Here is an 18,002-nt window from a genome sequence, read left to right as displayed (position 1 = left end):
CACGATAGGGAGGAGACCATCACCCAGCCGTCACCGAATCCGGCTGGGTGTCTGCCGAGCCGTCAGAGGTCGAGGGTGACGGCGGTGCGCGGCTGTGTGGAGCAGATCAGGACGTTGCCTTCGGCCGGTGGGTCGATCGGGTCGAGGCTGTAGTGCACCTCGCCGGAGAGCAGGCCCGTTTCGCAGTTGTGGCAGACGCCGGTGCGGCAGGACCAGCGAGCCGGGACGTCGCACGTCTCGGCCAGGTCGAGCAGGCTGTTGCAACCGGTGGGCCACGGGACGGTCAGGCCGCTGCGGGCGAACGACATCCGCCGGCCGTCGCCGGGGGCGCCGGCCGGCGGATGCGGTGCGCGGTTCGGCTTCGCGCTGATGCCGGGGGTCAGGCCGGGCTCGGGGCCGAAGATCTCGGTGTGGATCCGGTCGGCCGGCAGGCCGGCCTCGACCAGCGCGGCGGCGACGTCGGTGAGAAAGGCCGGCGGACCGCAGAGGTACGCGTCGGCAGCGGCCGGCAATGCGAGCGTACGGAGTAGGCCGGCCGTAAATCGGCCCGCGCTGTCGTAGTCGGTGCCGAGCCGGTCGGCCGGACCGGGATGGCTCAGGCAGATAGCCGTGCGGCTCCTGCTTGACGCTGATCTGGTACTCCGGGTCGCCGGGGCGGCCGGACAGGGAATAGCTGCGGGTGAGTGCCTGCGGTAGCCGTACGGTCAGGAATTGGCCGGGAAGCGCGGCCGGCAGCGGCCCGCCCGCCGGATCGGCCAGCCGGACCGACGTGATGGTGTTGCTCTCCGGGTTTACCGCGGTGACCCGGAGCGGGCGGAAGCCGGGCCAGGCCGGCGGCGGAACGGCGGCGATCAGGCCGGCGTTGCCGCTCGCCGACGCCGGCTCGGCCAGCATCGCCCGGAACGAGCCTTGCCAGCCGGGGCTGAGCGCGGGGATGTGCAGCGCGCGTTCGATCCGGTCGCGCGGGTGGCCGGGGCGGTAGAGCAGGCCGTCCACCTCGGCCACCGTCATGCCTTCGGGGCCGTCGGCGACCTTGGTGATCTCGTCGCCGGCCCGCACCTCGCCCTCCCGCAGCACCCGGAAGTAGAAGCCGGGGCGGCGATGCTGCACCAGCAGCGCCGGCATCCGGGGGTCGTCCATCCGGATGCCGACCCGGTAGCAGGTGACCCGCGGCTGGGTCACCTCGAACAGCGCGGTGCCGATCCGGTAGCGGTCGCCGATGCACACCTCGTCGTCCGGCAGGCCGTCGACGGTGAAGTTCTCGCCGAACTGGCCGGGCGTGAAGTCGTCCCGGTCGAGGAACTTCTGCCAGTATCGGTAGGAGTCGAGCTGGTAGACGAAGACGGCCCGCTGCTCGCCGCCGTGGCCGCCCAGGTCGCCCTGGCCGTCGCCGTCGATGTTCAGGCGCCGGACCGTGGCCGGGCCCTCGACCGGGGCCTTCCAGATGCCGGTGTAGACCGATCGGCCCTGCCAGAGCACGTTCTTGGGCATACCGACGTTGACCGACCGCAGCGTAGCCATCTCCGCATGATCCCAGATGATGACGGCGCTGCCGGGCGTCTCAGTCCGTGGACGTGGTCGCCGGCTTCCGGTGGCGCTCCTTGCGTTCGCGGAGTTCGTCGGCCTCCTTCTTGGTCTCGCCGGCCAGGTCGGCCTTCAGCGCGGTGCAACGGGCCAGGCGCTTGGCCGCCTTGCATTCCTGGATGGCTATCTCGCCGATGATCTCGGTGAGGGCCCGCCGGCCCCGGATCGAGCAGCGCAGGCAGGTGCGCAGGCAGTCCTCGTAGGCGTTCGGGTAGGCGTAGCCGGCCCAGATCTGGTCGCGCTCGGCGTGGTATTCGGCGACCAGGGCCTTGATGTAGGTCAGCTCCGGGTCCACCGGTGGATCGGCGGTCAGCTCCTTGCCGACCGCGGCGACCTCGGCCTGCAGCGCGGTGATCCGGGCGGTCAGCGCGGCCGGCTCCTTCACCAGGTCGTCGAACTTCGCCTCGGCCGCGGCGACCCGGGCGTCGTAGGCGGCCTTGCGGGCACGCAGCTCGCTGAGGTCCTTGTCGCAGACGTCGTCGTCGAACTCGCAGTCGTCGTCCAGGCACGGGCCGCCGGTCTCCGTCGTGCACTTCTCCACCCGGACCAGGACCTCGTTCCAGGCCTCGTCGAGCAACTCGCGGTCGCAGCCGCTGATGCAGCGCAGCTTCTTGAGCAGGTCCTCGATCGTGTTGCGGGCGGTCTTCAGGGCCGGTTCGGCGGCGCCGCGGGCCTTCTCGTACGCGATGACCGAGGTGTCGAACTGCGTCTTGCGGTCGGTAAGCGCCTTCTCGATGCTCGTGTAGTAGTCGGACTTCTTCTTGTCGCCCTCGAACTCGCAGCGCAACTTGTCCAGCGCGGTCAGGTCGCGGTCCCGGCGGCGGCGCCCCCAGCCGGGCTCGTCGGGATAGTCATCGTGACCGTGGTGGTCCGATCCGTTCCCGCCGTCGGAGGGACCGGGCTTCGTCGGCCGCGGGCGACTCTCGGGTTCCTGCTCGTAGACGGAGTTCCTCATCGATCCTCCCGATGCGTGGTTGAGGCGCAGTCTGCGCAGCCGATGTCACCGGCGCGTCGCGGGCGCGTCGCCGGGGCGATCAGCGGCGACGAGCCGGTGACGGCGCGGCCGGATGCTTCCGGGCATGGCCGGTTACCAAGCTCTCGCCTCCGTCGCGCGCAGCCTCGTCGAGCTGCTCGACCGGCGGATCGGTGAGGTGCTGCCCGGCGGCCAGCGCCGGCCGGCCGTCCAACTGGTCACCAGCGACGACCTCGACAAGGTGGGCACGCCGAACGCCAACATCCAGATCCCGGCGGTCGCGCTGTACTGCTACCGGGTGTCGGTGGACGGCGAGACCCGGCCGGGCTGGTCGGCGGTGAGCACGGCCGACGGCGTACCGCATCTGCCGCTGCGGATGCACATCCTGGTGTTCGCGTTCGACAACAACGTCGAGTTCGAGCTGGCCTGGCTGGGGCTGACCGCCCGGCTGCTGGAGAGCGAACCGATCCTGACCGGGCCGATGCTGCACACCGACGGTGAGTGGACGCCGGGCGAGGCCGTGCAGATCGTCACCGACAATCTCAGCCTCGACACCATGTCCGAGGCGTTCCAGGCGCTCATCACGAAATACCGGCTGTGCCTGCCGTACGTGGCCCGGGTGATCATGATCTCGGGGGCCCGGCAGCCCATCGCCGGACCGGTCAGCAGCGTGGGTGCCGGACTATGAACGTCACCATCCTGCACCGCCTCGCGCTGGGCGTGGAGCCGTTCGACACGCTCACCGGCCGGCGGATCGGGTCGGCCGAGCTGATCGTCGAGCGCGAGAAGGACTACGGCCGGAGGCCGCTCGATCCGTACGAACCGGTGCCGCCGGGCCTGCCGCTCGAACCGAGCCTGGGCGGCCGGTTCCGGCTGCGGTACGGCCCGCAGGTCGTCTCGCCGGTCCGGATCCGGCTCTGGGACCGCCGCCGCCGGTTCGCGCCGCGCCGCTTCGAGATTCCGCTGTGGACCCTGAAGGAGATCACCGACCTCGAACGCACCGGCACCGACCTGCCGGTGTTCAGCCGGGTGTTCCGGCCCTGGCTGATGCCTGGGGTGGCGGCGCCGATCCCGCCGGCCGCGACGGCCGCCCGGGGCCGGATCGTCCGGGCCGGCCGGCCGGTGCCGTGGGCGCGGATCGTGGCGAGCGAGGCCGGGCAGCCGGACGTGCACGCGTCCGCCGACGAGCGGGGCGAGTTCCTGCTCGTGGTGGCCGGCCCACGGCGGATCGCGGTCGGCCGGCTCGACCTCGATCTGGTCGTGCTGGCCGACCCGGCGATCGGGCCGGTGGCCGAGGCCGCGCACCGGTTCGACAGCCTGCCGCTGGAGAAGGTGGCCCGCTCCTCGAACCCGGCGGCCAACGCCGAGCTCGACAACCCGCTCCTGCGCGGGATCCGGCCGCCGGCCACGTTCGTGGCCGGGCAGACCGTGCACCGCGTCCGGCTGGCCGTGGGCCGGCCGGCACCCGAGATCAACACCCTGGAATTCGACCCGCAGTGAGCCGAGGAGGCCGAGCGTGCCCGAGTATCTGACCCCAGCCGTCTATGTGGAGGAGACCAGCTTCCGGGCGAGGTCCATCGAAGGCGTGGCCACCAGCACGCTGGGCATGGCCGGCCTGGCCCGGTACGGGCCGATCTCCTATCGGTTCAACGCCGACGAGTACGTCGTCCAGCCGCCGCCCCTGATCACCAGCTACGGCGAGTTCGAGCGCGCCTTCGGGGGCCTCGGCCCGGTCAAGGACGACACCAACTACCTGGCCTTCGCGGCGCGCGCGTTCTTCGCCAACGGCGGCCGCCGGCTGTACGTGTCGCGGGTGTTCAACTTCCCGCGCGGCGACGGCGGGGTGATCGACGACGAGGATTTCGACGCCTGCTTCGCGCGGCGGCCGGTCGGGCCGGAACCGGACGCCGGGCCGGGGGCCGAACCCCCGCCGCGCCCGGCCTGGCAGGCCCGCTGGCCCGGCTCGGCCGGGCGGGACATCAAGGTCGAGGTGACGGTACGGCGGGGCCGTGACGTCGTCGTCCGAGATGCCGACGGCGCGTTCGTCCGGCTCAGCACGGTACGGCCGTTCGACCTGGTGCAGGTGTCGGACGAGGACGCGGTCCCGACCGGGGCGCCCGACCCGGACGACATCCGGCTGGTCCAGCGGGTCGGCGACGACCTGCGACTGACCGACGACGACGGGGTGGCGGACATCGGCGCGGACACCAAGGCGTACCTGCTGCAGCTGCAGGTCGTGGTCACCTGGGCCGGCCGGTCCGACGTCTACACCGAACTGGCGGTCCACCCGGACCATCCGCGGGCGATCACCCGGGCGCTCGGGCTCAAGGACGCCGCCGACGACCTGGCCCTGGTGTGGCTGCGCCTGCCGATCCCCGACCCGGACGAGGACGACGCGGACGCGCCCGGCCCGATCGCGGCCGCCGCCACCCTGCTGGCCGATCTGCTCGACGGGGACAGCCAGGGCTTCCTGTCCGAGGGCGGCAACGACGGCGCGGACCTCGCCGTCGGTGACTTCGCCGGTGAACAGGCCGACCCGGACGATCCCCGCAAGGGCGCCACCGGCCTGAACGCGCTCACCGACGTCGACGACGTGGCGATCGTGGCGATGCCGGACTCGGTGCGGTTCGGCACCGACATGACCGCCGTCGGTCTGCTGATCGAGCACGCCGAGCGGCAGCGCTACCGGATCGCGGTGGTGGATCCGCCCAGGGACAGCTCGATCTCCGACGTGCGGCAGTTCCGGGCCAAGTTCGACTCGAGACACGCGGCCCTCTACTACCCGTGGGTCGAGATCATCGACCCCACCGTCGTACCGGATGCCGGGTCGCCGCCGCCGGTCCTGCGCCTGCCCCCGTCGGGGTTCGTCACCGGGATCTACGCGCGCAGCGACATCGAGCGCGGGGTCTACAAGGCGCCGGCCAACGAGGTGATCCGCGGGATCCGGCGGATCGAGACCAACGTGACCTTCGACCGGCAGTCCACTCTCAACCCGGAGGGCATCAACGCGCTGCGGTTCTTCCCCGGCCGTGGCAACCGGGTCTGGGGCGCGCGGACGCTCAGCTCCGACCCGGAGTGGAAGTACGTGAACGTCCGGCGGCTGTTCATCTACCTCGAGCACTCGATCGAGAAGGCCACCCAGTGGGCCGTGTTCGAGCCCAACAACGAGCGGCTGTGGACGTCGATCCGGCGCACGGTGGAGGACTTCCTGTTCATCCAGTGGCGGGACGGGGCGCTGCTGGGCAGCCGGCCGGAGGAGGCGTACTTCGTGCGCTGCGACCGGTCCACGATGAGCCAGAACGACCTCGACAACGGCCGGCTGATCTGCCTGGTCGGGGTGGCGCCGACCTACCCCGCCGAGTTCGTGATCTTCCGGATCGGTCAGTGGACCGCGGACGCGCAGCGCAGCTGAGGAGGGACGACACATGGCTACCAGGGACAACCCGTACAGCGCCTTCAAGTTCATGGTGAAACTCGGCCAGGCCGGTGGGGAGGAGACCATCGCCGGCGGCTTCTCCGACGTCAGCGGGCTGGGCAACGAGGTGAAGTACGCCGAGTACCGCAACGGCAACGACAAGGAGAACCACGTCCGGAAGGTGGCCAACACCAACTCCACCGACGACGTGACGCTCAAGCGCGGGGTGATCGGCGACCTGCGGCTGTTCGAGTGGTTGCAGGCGACCCGGGAGGGGCGCTTCGATCCCCGTACGGTCCAGGTGATCCTGCACGACGAGGCCGGCGCCCCGGTCTGCGCGTGGACGCTGAAGTTCGCCCAGCCCAAGAAGTGGGTGGGCCCGACCCTGGCCGGCAAGGGCGGCGGCGAGGTGGCGATGGAGGAACTGCACCTGGTGGCCGAGCGCGTCGACTTCGAGAGCCTGTAGGCCGATGACCGTCGTCCAGCTCGGTGCGCCCGGCGTCTATCCGGCGCCGGTCGCCTCGGGGCCGCCGCCCGGCCAGCCGATCCGGCTCGACGTCGCCGGCCTGGTCGGGATCGCCCCGCGCGGCCCGGTGGACGAGCCGGTGGCGGTGCAGACCTGGGCCGAGTACGTCCGGCGGTTCGGGGCGCAGGAACCGGGCTACCCGGGGCGGCTCGCCGACGCGGTGGCGACGTTCTTCCGGCAGGGCGGCGCGCGGGCCTGGATCGTCCGGGTCGCCCCGCGGGCGGCCGACGACTCCGCGGTCACCGTGCTGCGATTCGGCCCGGCGCTCACGTCCGGCGGCGGGCCGGTCCGGCTCGCCGCCCGCGACGAGGGCGCCTGGGGCAACGCCCTCACCGTGCGGGTCGAGCTGGTGGTGACCGAGCGGTTCGCGGTCACCGAGGGCGTACTCACGTCGCGGGTTCCGGCCGGCTCGCTGCTGCGGATCGGCCCGGTCCTGCGCTGGGTCACCGCCGGCGGCCCCGGGCCGATGCCGGACGGGGCCGTCACCGCGGAGGTCGTCACCGCTTCGGTCACCGTCTCGTCGAGCGCGCCGGACGGGCCGCCGGTCGAGCAGCACGACAATCTCGGTCTCAGCCCGGAGCATCCGCGCTGGATGGCCGGCGTGCTGACCGAGCGGTCCCTGGTGGTGCGGCCGACCGGGGACTGGACCGCCCGGATCGAACCGGCCACTCCGGACCTGCCGGCCGCGCTGACCGCGGTCGAGCATCCGGGCCGCGACCGGTACGAGCAGATCACCGGCGGTTCCTTCTTCGACGTCGTGACCGCGGACGGATATCCGCTGCCCGAACCGGACCCGGACCGGCCACCCAAGGTGCGGCGCGGGATCGACGCGCTGGAACCGGTGGCCGACGAACTCGGCCTGCTCGTGGTGCCCGACCTGCTGCACGCGCCGGCCCCGGTCCCCGCACCGCCGGCCGAGGCGTCCCGGCCGGAGCACCGGTTCCGGCCCCGGTTCGCGCCGTGCACGCCGGCCGACCCCGCGCTGCCCGACCCGCCGCCACCGGCCCGGCCGGGTGTCCTGGACGACGACGCCGAGATCCTCGCCCGGCAGCGCGGGCTGGTCGCCCGGGTCGGTCCGGACCGGCCGGCCATCGCCCTGCTCGACGTGCCACCGCACCTGCGCGGCACCCAGATCCTCACCTGGCGGGCGGCCTTCGACAGCGACCGGGTCGCCGCCTACCACCCGTGGCTGCGGATGATCCGGGCCGACGGGTCCACGGTGACCGCGCCGCCGTCGTCGTTCGCGGCCGGCATCATCGCCGCCCGGGAACTGCGGTCCGGGGTGGCCACCGGGCCGGCCAACGAGCTGGCCGCCGACGCCATCGGGGTGGCCGACGTGCTGACCGACGAACTGCACGGCATCCTGCACCGGGCCGGGATCAACGCGTTCCGGCCGGAACGGGACGGGGTACGGCTGCTCGGCGCCCGTACCCTCTCGTCCGATCCGGCCTATCGGCAGCTGAGCGTGCGCCGCCTGATGACCTGGGTGCGGCTGGCCGTCGCGCGCCGGCTGGAGACCGCGCTGTTCGACGCGAACACCACCACCCTGCGCACCTCGCTGCGCCTGCAGGTGACGTCGATGCTGGCGGACCTGTTCCGGGCCGGGGCGCTGAACGGCACGTCCGAGGCGGAGGCGTTCTTCGTGCACTGCGACGACGAGCTGAATCCGCCCCGCACTGTCGAACAGGGCCGGCTGGTCATCGAGGTCGGGGTGAACCCGAGTGAGCCGATCGAGTACATCCTGCTGCGGTTCGCGCTGGCCGCGAACGGCAGCGTCAGCGTCGCCGAGGTGGTCCGATGACCGAACTGTTGCGTGCCTTCAGTTTCCACGTCGCGCTGAACTCCAGCGCCGGCGGCGACGGGCTCGGCGACGGCGGCTTCGCCGAATGCAGTGGGCTGAGCCTCGACGCCGACCTGCACGAGATCCTCCAGGGCGGGGTCAACGACCGGGTCACCCGCCTGCCCGGCCGGGTGAAGCTGGTGCCGATCGTGCTCAAGCGCGGCATGTTCGCGCCGACCGCCAACGGCCGGGCCGGCACCGAACTGTGGGACTGGTTCCGGGACACCATCGCCGGGGTGCGGCCGGTCCGGCGCTACGACGGCGTCATCACCGTGATGCCGCCGTTCGGCGAGGAGTCGATGGCGGTCTGGCACTTCCTGCGCGGCCTGCCGGTGAAGATCTCCGGCCCGACGCTCGACGCACGCACCGGCGAGGTCGCCGTCGAGGAACTGCACATCGCCCACGAGGGACTGCGGCTCGACCCGGCCGGAGGGACGCGGAGATGACCGATATCCCGGACGGCCGGGCCCATCTGTTCCGGCTCAAGACCACGCCCGGCGGCAAGGCCGGCGAGAACGGGACCCGGGAGACCGACGGCGACCCGATCGTCGTCCCGTTCAACCCGGCCAGCCTGCGCATCCAGCACACCGGCAGCCTGGACGTCGGCGGCAAGACGGCCGGCAGCGAGAACCGGCAGCACACCGGGGTCGGCAAGTCGTCGCTGAGTTTCGACCTGGAGTTCGACACCACCGAGATGGGCGACGCCGCCAACGCGGTCGACGTCCGATCGGTCACCGAGCCGGTACGCCAGTTCGTCGAGGCGCCGACCGGCCGCACCAAGACCGCCCCGCCGGCCGTCCTGTTCGTCTTCGGCACGCTGCGGTTCTCCGGCGTGGTGACCCAGCTCAGCGAGGAGATCACCTACTTCCTGCCGCCGGACAGCACCCCCGGGCGGGCCAAGCTCACCATCACCCTGCAGGGCATCGACCAGCGGGTCGAACAGGCCCGCAAGGGACCGGCCCAGCGCGACGCGGACGCCGGCACCGACCCGGCCCAGCCGGCCGGCGCACCGGCCGGCCTGGGCACCTCCGGGACGTCGTCGGTGCGCCGGATCGAGGTGGCCCGCAACTCGGAGAGCGCCGCCCAGCTCGCCGCCCGGATCGGGGCCAACCCGGCGGCCTGGCGCTCGCTGATGGACGGGATGGACGACCCGCTCACCCTGCCCGAGGGGGCACCGGTCACGGTCGGCCCGGAACTCGCCGCGGCCACCGTCGCCGTCGGCTCCGCCTCCGGCTTCACGTCGACCGGGGCGAACGGCGACCCGGGGCGGCTCGCCGCCGCGCTCGGGCTCACCGCGGCCGGTGCGGCGGTCACCGACGCCGCCGGGGCGGTCCGGGCCGCGGCCGCCGACGTCGCCGCGGCCGGGCGGGATGCCCAGCGGGCGGCCGGGTTCGCGCTCGCCGCGGCCGGTGGAACCGCGGCCGCGGCGGCCCAGGTCGTCGCCCAGCGGGCCGCGGCCGAGGCGGCGGCGGCCCGGTCCGCGTTCGCGGTCCCGGTGGGCGCGGCGACCGGCGTGGACCCGCGGTCGCTCACCTACGCCCGGTCCGTCCCGCTGCGCGCCACCGCGGCCCGGGCGCTCCCCGGCGGGACCCTGCGGGCGACGCCCGTCACCGGGCCGTCCTGGGTGCCGCCGGCGGCGACGACCCGGTGACGCCGGCCGGACCACGCTGGCGCCATGAGCGTGCACATCTCGGAGGTGCACTCCGACGTCACCGCGGAGGCCGGCCTGCCGGCGGCGCCACCCGGCACCGACCCGGCGCGGAACGCCCAGCTCGCCGAGCACGTCCGGGGCGAGATCCAGCGAGCGCGCGAGCTGACCGCCCGGCTCGCGGCCGAGGCGTTCGATGACTGAGCCAATGTTTTCCGCGGTGGCGCCGGTCTTCACCGTCGACGGGGAACTGGTCCGGCCGCTGGCCCGGGACTGCGCCCGGCTGGAGATCACCGAGGGCGTGGACGGGCTGAAACGGATGCAGGCCGAGTTCATCGCCGTCGGCGGGCACGCGACCGGGCCGCCCGGCGCGATGTACCACCTGGACGGCGCGACCGTCGACTTCGGACGGTCGGTGCGGGTCACCATCGGGGCCGAGGGCAACCAGCGGCACATCTTCGAGGGGCAGGTGTCGGCGCTGGAGGCGGTCTTCGGCGACGGGGACCCGCCGACCGTGGTGGTGCTGGCCGAGGACGTACTGATGCGGCTGCGGATGACCCGCCGGATGCGCACCTACGTCGACGCCACCGACGCCGACATCGCCGCCGAACTGGCCGGTGAGCACGGGCTGAGCGCCGACGTCAGCGCCGACGGGCCCCGCTACGACGTCGTCCAGCAGTGGAACCAGAGCGACCTGGCGTTCCTGCGGGAGCGGGCCCGGCTGATCCGGGCCGAGTTGTGGGCGACCGGGCGGACCCTGCACTTCCGGTCGCGTACCGCCCGGTCCGGCACCGCCGTCACCCTGACCCAGGGCGTCGACCTGCTCACCGCCCGGCTCACCGCCGACCTGGCCGAGCAACGCAGCAGCGTGGTGGTGACCGGCTACGACGCCACCTCCGGCAAGACCATCGAGGAGCGGGCCGGGGCCGACGTGGCCGACGCCGAGATCACCGCCGGCCGCTCCGGTCCGCGCCTGGTGGCCAAGGCGATGGGCGACGCGGTCTCCTACCGGGTCCGCGAGGCGGCGCTGACCGCCGATGAGGCGACCGCCTGGTCCCGGGCCGAGATGCTGCGCCGGGCCCGCCGGTTCGTCACCGTGCACGGCACCACCCGCGGCACGCCCGAGATGGTGGTCGGCAGCCGGTTGACGCTGCGGCACGTCGGGGCGCCGTTCGACGGTTCCGGGTACTACGTCACCAAGGTCTGTCACCTGTTCGATCCGCCGCAGGGCTTCCGGACCCGGTTCGAGGCCGAGCGGCCAAGCCTCAACGAGGTGAGCCGATGAGTATGCCCACGCCCGCCGACGGCAGCGCACCCGGCTACTTCGGCGTCTATCCGGCACTCGTCACCGACCTGGTCGACCCGGATTCGCTGGGCCGGGTCGAGGTGCGTTTCCCATGGCTCGGCGCGGACGGTGACCGGGACGTGCGGGCCTGGGCGACGCTGTGCTCGCCGTACGCCGACGACCAGCAGGGCCTGCAGATCGTGCCGGAGGTGGACAGTCAGGTGGTGGTCGCGTTCGAGGCCGGCAACCTGCGCCGCCCGTACGTCATCGGGTGTGCCTGGAACGGGGTTCGCAGTCAGCCGGAAGCACCGACCGACGCGAACGACCTGCGAGTCCTTAAGACGCGGTCCGGCAGCAGCCTGGAGTTCGACGACGGCGCGGCCGGCGCGAAGATCACCGTGGTCACCAGCAACGGGAACAAGGTCGTGCTGGACGACGGCTCGGGCGGCTCGGCCGAGGTGCGCACCGCCTCCGGGCATCACGTGACGATGGACCAGAGCCAGCTCACGGTGTCGCACGCGCTCGGCTGCTCGGTCACCCTGACCGCGACCGCGGTGCAGGTCAACGGCAATGTGCAGGTGACCGTCACGGCCCCGATGGTCAGCGTGTCCGCGCCGATGACCACGTTCAGCGGGGTGCTGCAGGCCACCACCATCATCGCCACCACCTCGGTGGTGTCGCCCTCGTACTCGCCGGGTGTCGGGAACATTCTGTGAGCCGGCCGGCCCTCCGGGTGCGCGCGCCGGTGGTGGTGCGCTACGACAAGCCGCTCTGGGTGCCCGATCTCCTGGCCGATCCGACCGGACCGGGCCTCGGGCCGCCCGAGGTGTGGCGGTACCTGGAGCCGCCGCTGTCCGAGTTCCCGGTGCCGCATCCGACCGCGTTCCAGTCCAACCACGATCGCTTCTACGCCGTCGTGACCGAGCTGGAGCCGCCCGGCAATGACGTCAGCGACATCCAGGTCAGCCTGGTGATCCGCCGGGAGCGGTACGAGGTCGTGCCCGGACCGTCGCTGTTCCGGCTGGCCCGGAAGATCGCGGCGGACACCGGTGCCCGGCTGAGCATCGCCGATCTGACCGACCTGCTGTTCGCCGCCGCCTTCGTCCCGCTCAACCTGCGGTTGCGCTATCGGCAGGACATGCGCCGCCGGGGCGCGACGCGGAAGCGCGAGGTGCAACTGGACCCGGGCGGATGGTCGCCGATGAGCTCGGTTTTTCACCGGCACCGGATTTCCGGCGAACGGGAGTACCCGATGTGGCGGCGCCCCGACGCCGTACGCAACCAATGGTTTGGATCTTTGCCTTCCGAGGTGCCGTTTCACGAGGTGGCCCGGCCGGATGACCGGTGGACCTACCGGATGCACTGCGTGGCCCGGTGGACACCGCCGGACTGCCGGCCCGGCGCCTGGGTCAGCGTTCCCGGGGCGCCGTTCCGGATCGCGCCGTTGCGGATGCCCGCGACGGGCGGGTGACGCCTCCCGGCGCAGCATCGGCGGATGACGACCGACTGGCTCGGCAACGGATTCCGGTTCCCCGTCGCGCCGTTCGCCTACGTCGGCGGCCTCGACCTGGTGCGGCAGTCGATCGGCGTCATCCTCGACACCGACCCGGGTGAACGCATCATGCTGCCGGCCTTCGGCTGCGGGCTGCGCCGTTACCTGATGGCGCCGAACAGCGCGGTCACCCGGGCCGCCATCCAGGAGGACGTGACCGAGGCGCTGTCCCGGTGGGAGCCCCGGATCCAGCTGACGAACGTTGCGGTGACGCCGGGCGACGATCCTGCACTTGTCTGGATCGACATCTCCTACGTCCAGCTGCTCGACCAGCGTCCGGACAACCTCGTCTTCCCCTTCTACCTGCGCTGACCGGAGGTGCCGAGCGATGCCGCTGATCCGGCCCATCCTGGACGACCGGTCGTACGAGGACCTCCGGCGGGAACTGATCGACCGGATCCGCGTCTACGCTCCCGAGTGGACCGATCACAACGAGAGCGACCCCGGCATCGCCCTCCTCGAACTGTTCGCCTACCTCGGCGAGAGCGTGCTGTTCCGGCTGAACCAGATCCCGGACGCCACCAAGACCGCCTTCCTCAACCTGCTCGGCGCGGAACCTCGCCCGGCCGTTCCGGCCGCCACCCTGGTCGCCGCCGGCACCACCGATCCGGCCGGGGTGCAACTGCTCGCCCGCACCGGACTGCGCGCCGGCAGCATCGAATTCGAGACCACAAACGAGGTGTACGTCTGGCCGATCGGTGCCGCCGGCGCGGGCAAGGTCGTCCGGGTCACCGGCGCGGCGGCCACTCCCGAGGAGCGGCAGCGGCTGCTCGAAGCCCTGCGCCGGGCCAAACTGCCGGCCACCACGGCCGACGTGCAGGGCTCGATCGCGTACGAGACCACGGTGCTGCCCGACAAGCCGGACGGCAGCGGCCCGCTCGACGTCGAAGCCACCGCCGACCACGCCCTGTGGGTGGCCCTGACCCGGATCCGCCAGACCGACCTGCGGCTGCTCGGCGGGCAGTCGGTGTTCCTCGGCGTGGCCGTCGACGACTCCCTCGACGAGTTGGCCGGATCCGCTCTCCACCCCGGTCGCGCGTTCGCCGCCGACCCGCCGGCCATGCGCTGGCAGCGATGGGACGGCCCCGGCCAGTGGACCGACGTCCCCGTGCTGCACGACACCACCCGCGGCCTGACCGGCACCGGCGTGGTGCAACTGCAGCTGCCGCCGGACTTCCCGGCGGTCACCACCGACCGCGGCGCCGAGGACGACCCGCCGACCGTGCCCGCCGACCTCGGGCCCACCATCGTCGCCTGGCTACGGGCGACCCGCCCGCTCCCGCCCGGCAACGAACCGCTGCCGCCGATGCCCCGGGTGCGCTGGGTCGGCGCGAACGCCGCCGACGCCGAACAGACCCGCACCGTCACCGCCGCCGAACTGCTGGGCAGCGGAACCGGCGACGCCGGCCAGAGCTACTCGCTGACCAAACAGGGCGTCGTGCCGGGAACCGTACGGCTGGAGGTCGAGGAGGTCGGCGGCTGGCAGACCTGGCAGGAGGTCGACGACCTCAGCCGCAGCGGCCCGGAGGACCGGCACTATCGGGTGGAGAGCGCCCCCGGCCTCGTTCACTTCGGCGGGCCCGGCACCCGCCGCCCGCAGATCGGCGACCGGATCCGGGTGCTGACCTACCGCTACGGCGGCGGCGCGGCCGGCAACGTCGCGGCCGAGGCGATCACCGCGGTGGTCGACGGGCACGGCGCCAAGGTGCGCAATCCGTTGCCCGCGCGGGGTGGCGGCGACGCCCAGAACCTCGCCGAGGCGCTCGACGAGACACCGGCAACCGTGCACCGCCGCGACCGCGCGGTCACCGCCGACGACTTCCGGGCCCTCACCCTCGAGGTGCCCGGGGTGAGCCGGGCCGAGCCGCTGCCCACCGCTCCCGGCGCGATCACCGTGGTCGTCTTCCCGGCCGCGGACGCCCGGCATCCGGACGCGCCGCTGCCCGACGCCGGACTGGTCCGCCGGGTGGCCCTGCACCTCGACGAACGCCGGCTGATCACCACCCGGATCGAGGTCGTCGCCCCCGCGTATCGCGAGCTCACCCTGGCCGTCCGGGTCGTCACCCGGCCCGGCTACCAGATCGACGCGGTCCGCCGCTGGGTCGACCTGATCCTGCGGCAATACCTGGCCCCCCTGCCGCCGTACGGGCCGGACGGTCGCGGCTGGCCGCTCGGGCGTACGGTCCGCGCCGCCGAACTGATGGCCGTCGCCGGTCAGGTCGACGGCGTCGAATACATCGACACCCTCGCGCTGCGCCCGACCGGCCAGACCGCCGCCCAGCCCACCGTGGACCTCGGCCCGTTCGAGGTGCCGGCGATCGGCACCCTCGACGTGACCGCCGGAACGTCCGGCGCCGCCGACCCCGCACCGCCGCCGCTCCCGCCCGCCACCCGGCACATCGTGGCCTACCCGCCGGCCGACTGCGGATGAGCGCCGAGCGGGACCTGAGCGTCCTCACCGACATCGACCAGTGGAGCCGGTGCCGGCACACCGCCACCGCGGTCTTCGCCGGTCCCGGCGACACCGGCGGCATCCAGCTCACCTGGCCGGACGACGTGCTGCCGGATCCGGCTCCTGATCCGCCGGAGCGAGGTGGGCTCGCCTTCGACCAGTGGGGACACGCCTTCGTCAACCGCGGCCCCGACACCACCCACGTGTGGCGGCACCTGGCCTCCGGGACCGTCGAGCCGTTCCCGGCCGCCGACCCCGGCCGGCCGGTCGCGCTGGCGATAGACCAGGACCAGCGCCTGTACGCGGCCCACGCGCACGACGACGAGATCGTCACCGCCGACCTCTGGACCCAGAACCGGATCACCGCGGTCGCCGCCGGACCGGGACAGCCCGTCGACCTCGCCGTGGTCGGGCCCGACATCGCGATACTCACCGACGAACCGGCCGGCCTCGTCTGGCTGCGGCACGGAGCTCTTCCTGGCCCGGCTGTCCTTCTGGGTCCGGCTGCCGTTTCGGGTCCGCACTGCTCGGATGGCCTGGTGCCGTGGCGACTCGCGGCCGGCCCCGATGGTGCGCTCCTCGTGCTGTGGCGGCATCCGGCCGGCCGGGAGGCACTGATCTGCCGCACCGACGGCACCACCGTTCTCGAGGTGGACGGCGCGACCGACCTGGCCGTAACACCCGACGGAACCCTTGTCGTCGGCCGCGACCCGGCCCGGCCGTTCCGCCGCTTCACCCCGCGCCAGGGGGCCTGGCGGGAGATCGAACCAATCCGCGCCGATGAGTACGACGGTGGCGCGATCGCGGTCAGCGCCGACGGTGCGGTCGGCTACACCACCGCGGACGGGGTGGGCTGGACGGCCGGCTCGGCGGCCGGTTACCGGGCGAACGGCACCCTGGTCAGCTACCGGCTGGACAGCGGGCGATACCGCAACCGGTGGGGCCGGGTGCTCCTGGACGCGTGCCTGCCGGTCGGCACCGACCTCGAGATCGCCGGCCTGACCACCGACGACGACGAGGTGGCCCAGCCGCTGGACCCGGCACCGCCCGACCGGGGAAGCGTGGTCGCGCACCCCGACACGCTCCCGCCGCCGTTTCCGCCGGCCACCCGGTGGGCCGATGTCCAGTGGCGGCCCCTCTACCGGCGGCTGGACGACTCGGACCAGACGTACGAGGCACCCGCCGCCGGGTCGCCGGGCCGCTACCTCTGGATCGGGCTGCGGCTGATCGGCACCGGCGCGGTCACCCCACGGGTCCGCGCGGTGCGCATCGAACGCACCGGCCATCGCCTGCTCGACTACCTGCCGCGAGCCTGGTCCCGGGATCTGGTGGCGGCCGACTTCCTGCACAGGTTCCTCACCCCCGCCGAAGGTCTCCTGCACGATGCCGACCAGCGTGCCGCGACCCGATCGCGGCTGCTCGACCCGGCCGCGGTGCCGGCCGAGATGCTGCCCTGGCTGGCCGGACTGGCCGGCCTGGTCCTGGACGAGAGCTGGCCGGAAGCTGCCCGGCGCACCCTGGTGGCCGAGGCCTACCCGCTCTTCGCCCGCCGGGGGACCGCGGCCGGGCTGGCCCGCATCCTGGAGATCTTCCTCGGCTATCCGCCCGCCCTCATCGAACGGTGGCGGATACCTGGCGAGCCGGACCCGGCCCACCGGTTCCTGGTCTACCTGCGCGCCGACCTCGACGACGACCGCCACCGGGTGGTGGAACGCATCCTGCGCGAACACGCCCCCGCGCACACCTCGTGGGAGATCCGCGACCTGGGCGCCGGCCCGCGCGTCGGCGACGACATGCGGGTGCAGGCCAACACGGTCGCGCTGGCCGGCGCACTCGGCACGCCGTTCGTCCTCGGCGAATCCGCCCTGGGAATCGACGGCCTGCTCGGCGGCGGCCCACCCTTCAGCGCCGGCCCATCACTCACTGGTGGGTCGTCGCTCGCGGGCGGGTCGTCGCTCGCGGGCGGGTCGTCATGAGCGGGGGCGTCGGCACCGATCTGCGGATCGGGCGGCTGAGCGCCACCTTGCCGCCGATGTTGGACCGTGGCCGGATTGACCTGCTGCTGCGCCGGATCGCCGGGGCCGGGCTGGAGGACGCCCTGGCGGATGCGGGGCTGCCGGGCGGGGAGTGGTGCCTGCGGCGGCTCGACGTTCCGGTGCGGGTCGACGCGGGGGCGAGTGACGAACGCATCACCGCCGTGTGGTCGGCGGCGCTGGCGGCGGCGGTGCGACGGGCATTGGCCGGCGGGGAGGACGTCGTCCGGTACGCATCGCCGCGCGCGGCCGCGGTGGACCTGGTGTCGTCGGTCGCGTTGGGACGGTGGCGCCGGGCCTGGGCCTGGCGGCAGATCGGGCTGCTCGAGGCCAGCGGGCACGTGACACCGGCGGCGGCGATCGTCGGGGCGCTGACGCGTTCGGGCGACGACGCGCTCGGGGTCCTGGTGGTGGCGGCCGAGGCGGCCGGGGTGGCGGCCCTGCACCGGGCGCTGGGTCCGGACAGCTGGCCGGCGGCGGTCGCAGCGGTGACCGGCGTGCGGATCACAACAGCGGACGTCGAGGCGATCCGGAGCCGTGCGCTGGCGGCAGACGGCCGTGTCCGCCCGCCCACCGGTGCTTATGGCCCCGAACGTTCGTCCGACGGACGTTTGGGCGACGAACGTTTGGGCGACGAACGTTTGGGCGACGAACGTTTGGGCGACGAACGTTTGGGCGACGAACGTTTGGGCGA

17 protein-coding genes and 1 pseudogene are annotated in these 18,002 nt (G+C 73.2%); 15 read left to right on the top strand and 3 right to left on the bottom strand.

Annotated features, from left to right (window positions below; genetic code table 11):
- Positions 1-62: 62 nt before the first annotated feature.
- From Ate02nite_RS49795 to Ate02nite_RS04630, 3 genes and pseudogenes are all read right to left on the bottom strand, one after another.
- Positions 63-308: a 2Fe-2S iron-sulfur cluster-binding protein gene (locus Ate02nite_RS49795; RefSeq protein WP_354264070.1), complete on the bottom strand. Its 246-nt coding sequence runs from the start codon at positions 306-308 to the stop codon at positions 63-65.
- Positions 309-945: 637 nt separating this feature from the next.
- Positions 946-1,491, bottom strand: a pseudogene (locus Ate02nite_RS49790) (MOSC domain-containing protein); the annotation flags it as partial.
- Positions 1,492-1,561: 70 nt separating this feature from the next.
- Positions 1,562-2,539, bottom strand: coding sequence for a hypothetical protein (locus tag Ate02nite_RS04630; protein WP_203799152.1), 978 nt, complete (start codon positions 2,537-2,539; stop codon positions 1,562-1,564).
- A 124-nt stretch (positions 2,540-2,663) separates the two neighbouring features.
- On the opposite strand from Ate02nite_RS04630, the gene Ate02nite_RS04625 reads away from it, so the two are divergent.
- The 15 genes from Ate02nite_RS04625 to Ate02nite_RS04555 form a co-directional block, all read left to right on the top strand.
- Positions 2,664-3,245 (top strand): Pvc16 family protein, encoded by a 582-nt coding sequence (locus tag Ate02nite_RS04625; protein WP_203799150.1) that lies wholly within the window; start codon positions 2,664-2,666, stop codon positions 3,243-3,245.
- Positions 3,242-4,057, top strand: coding sequence for a hypothetical protein (locus Ate02nite_RS04620; protein WP_203799148.1), 816 nt, complete (start codon positions 3,242-3,244; stop codon positions 4,055-4,057). Before Ate02nite_RS04625 ends, Ate02nite_RS04620 begins: the two co-directional genes overlap by 4 nt.
- 16 nt (positions 4,058-4,073) lie before the next feature.
- Complete coding sequence (locus Ate02nite_RS04615) at positions 4,074-5,969, top strand: phage tail sheath family protein (protein ID WP_203799145.1); 1,896 nt, start codon at positions 4,074-4,076, stop codon at positions 5,967-5,969.
- A gap of 13 nt (positions 5,970-5,982) precedes the next feature.
- Positions 5,983-6,438, top strand: coding sequence for a phage tail protein (locus Ate02nite_RS04610; RefSeq protein ID WP_203799132.1), 456 nt, complete (start codon positions 5,983-5,985; stop codon positions 6,436-6,438).
- A 4-nt stretch (positions 6,439-6,442) separates the two neighbouring features.
- Positions 6,443-8,299 (top strand): phage tail sheath C-terminal domain-containing protein, encoded by a 1,857-nt coding sequence (locus Ate02nite_RS04605; protein WP_203799129.1) that lies wholly within the window; start codon positions 6,443-6,445, stop codon positions 8,297-8,299.
- Positions 8,296-8,784, top strand: coding sequence for a phage tail protein (locus tag Ate02nite_RS04600; protein WP_203799126.1), 489 nt, complete (start codon positions 8,296-8,298; stop codon positions 8,782-8,784). The genes Ate02nite_RS04605 and Ate02nite_RS04600 overlap by 4 nt, the downstream gene beginning before the upstream one ends.
- Positions 8,781-9,989: a CIS tube protein gene (locus Ate02nite_RS04595; RefSeq protein WP_203799124.1), complete on the top strand. Its 1,209-nt coding sequence runs from the start codon at positions 8,781-8,783 to the stop codon at positions 9,987-9,989. The genes Ate02nite_RS04600 and Ate02nite_RS04595 overlap by 4 nt, the downstream gene beginning before the upstream one ends.
- Before the next feature lie 24 nt (positions 9,990-10,013).
- Positions 10,014-10,190 carry a hypothetical protein gene (locus Ate02nite_RS04590; protein WP_203799122.1) on the top strand — a complete coding sequence of 59 codons (177 nt, stop codon included), beginning with the start codon at positions 10,014-10,016 and terminating at the stop codon, positions 10,188-10,190.
- On the top strand, positions 10,183-11,271 hold the full coding sequence (locus tag Ate02nite_RS04585; protein ID WP_203799120.1) for a phage late control D family protein: 1,089 nt from the start codon (positions 10,183-10,185) through the stop codon (positions 11,269-11,271). Before Ate02nite_RS04590 ends, Ate02nite_RS04585 begins: the two co-directional genes overlap by 8 nt.
- Positions 11,268-11,987 (top strand): phage baseplate assembly protein V, encoded by a 720-nt coding sequence (locus tag Ate02nite_RS04580; RefSeq protein ID WP_239147123.1) that lies wholly within the window; start codon positions 11,268-11,270, stop codon positions 11,985-11,987. Before Ate02nite_RS04585 ends, Ate02nite_RS04580 begins: the two co-directional genes overlap by 4 nt.
- The gene (locus Ate02nite_RS04575; RefSeq protein ID WP_203799118.1) at positions 11,984-12,742 is read left to right on the top strand and encodes a hypothetical protein; all 759 of its coding nucleotides are present in this window, start codon (positions 11,984-11,986) and stop codon (positions 12,740-12,742) included. The genes Ate02nite_RS04580 and Ate02nite_RS04575 overlap by 4 nt, the downstream gene beginning before the upstream one ends.
- A 24-nt stretch (positions 12,743-12,766) precedes the next feature.
- Positions 12,767-13,135 (top strand): GPW/gp25 family protein, encoded by a 369-nt coding sequence (locus tag Ate02nite_RS04570; protein ID WP_203799116.1) that lies wholly within the window; start codon positions 12,767-12,769, stop codon positions 13,133-13,135.
- Between the two features lie 16 nt (positions 13,136-13,151).
- Entirely contained in the window at positions 13,152-15,254 is a 2,103-nt protein-coding gene (locus Ate02nite_RS04565) for a putative baseplate assembly protein (RefSeq protein WP_203799114.1), read from the top strand.
- Positions 15,251-17,251: a phage tail protein I gene (locus tag Ate02nite_RS04560; protein WP_203799111.1), complete on the top strand. Its 2,001-nt coding sequence runs from the start codon at positions 15,251-15,253 to the stop codon at positions 17,249-17,251. Before Ate02nite_RS04565 ends, Ate02nite_RS04560 begins: the two co-directional genes overlap by 4 nt.
- Positions 17,248-18,002: hypothetical protein (locus tag Ate02nite_RS04555; protein WP_203799110.1), on the top strand; the 755-nt coding region annotated here is incomplete at its 3' end. The genes Ate02nite_RS04560 and Ate02nite_RS04555, both read left to right, overlap by 4 nt.

The organism is Paractinoplanes tereljensis (assembly GCF_016862435.1).
In the GTDB taxonomy this organism is placed as follows: domain Bacteria; phylum Actinomycetota; class Actinomycetes; order Mycobacteriales; family Micromonosporaceae; genus Actinoplanes; species Actinoplanes tereljensis.
The sequence above is the reverse complement of the archived record's forward strand: the minus strand, read 5'-3'. Positions and strand labels throughout refer to the sequence as shown.

Coding starts and splice junctions, on each gene's coding strand:
- Ate02nite_RS04590 (WP_203799122.1), top strand. CDS start 10,014: ATGAGCGTGCACATCTCGGAGGTGCACTCCGACGTCACCGCGGAGGCC.
- Ate02nite_RS04625 (WP_203799150.1), top strand. CDS start 2,664: ATGGCCGGTTACCAAGCTCTCGCCTCCGTCGCGCGCAGCCTCGTCGAG.
- Ate02nite_RS04605 (WP_203799129.1), top strand. CDS start 6,443: ATGACCGTCGTCCAGCTCGGTGCGCCCGGCGTCTATCCGGCGCCGGTC.
- Ate02nite_RS04565 (WP_203799114.1), top strand. CDS start 13,152: ATGCCGCTGATCCGGCCCATCCTGGACGACCGGTCGTACGAGGACCTC.
- Ate02nite_RS04560 (WP_203799111.1), top strand. CDS start 15,251: ATGAGCGCCGAGCGGGACCTGAGCGTCCTCACCGACATCGACCAGTGG.
- Ate02nite_RS04620 (WP_203799148.1), top strand. CDS start 3,242: ATGAACGTCACCATCCTGCACCGCCTCGCGCTGGGCGTGGAGCCGTTC.
- Ate02nite_RS04580 (WP_239147123.1), top strand. CDS start 11,268: ATGAGTATGCCCACGCCCGCCGACGGCAGCGCACCCGGCTACTTCGGC.
- Ate02nite_RS04595 (WP_203799124.1), top strand. CDS start 8,781: ATGACCGATATCCCGGACGGCCGGGCCCATCTGTTCCGGCTCAAGACC.
- Ate02nite_RS04630 (WP_203799152.1), bottom strand. CDS start 2,539: ATGAGGAACTCCGTCTACGAGCAGGAACCCGAGAGTCGCCCGCGGCCG.
- Ate02nite_RS04570 (WP_203799116.1), top strand. CDS start 12,767: ATGACGACCGACTGGCTCGGCAACGGATTCCGGTTCCCCGTCGCGCCG.
- Ate02nite_RS04610 (WP_203799132.1), top strand. CDS start 5,983: ATGGCTACCAGGGACAACCCGTACAGCGCCTTCAAGTTCATGGTGAAA.
- Ate02nite_RS04585 (WP_203799120.1), top strand. CDS start 10,183: ATGACTGAGCCAATGTTTTCCGCGGTGGCGCCGGTCTTCACCGTCGAC.
- Ate02nite_RS49795 (WP_354264070.1), bottom strand. CDS start 308: ATGTCGTTCGCCCGCAGCGGCCTGACCGTCCCGTGGCCCACCGGTTGC.
- Ate02nite_RS04600 (WP_203799126.1), top strand. CDS start 8,296: ATGACCGAACTGTTGCGTGCCTTCAGTTTCCACGTCGCGCTGAACTCC.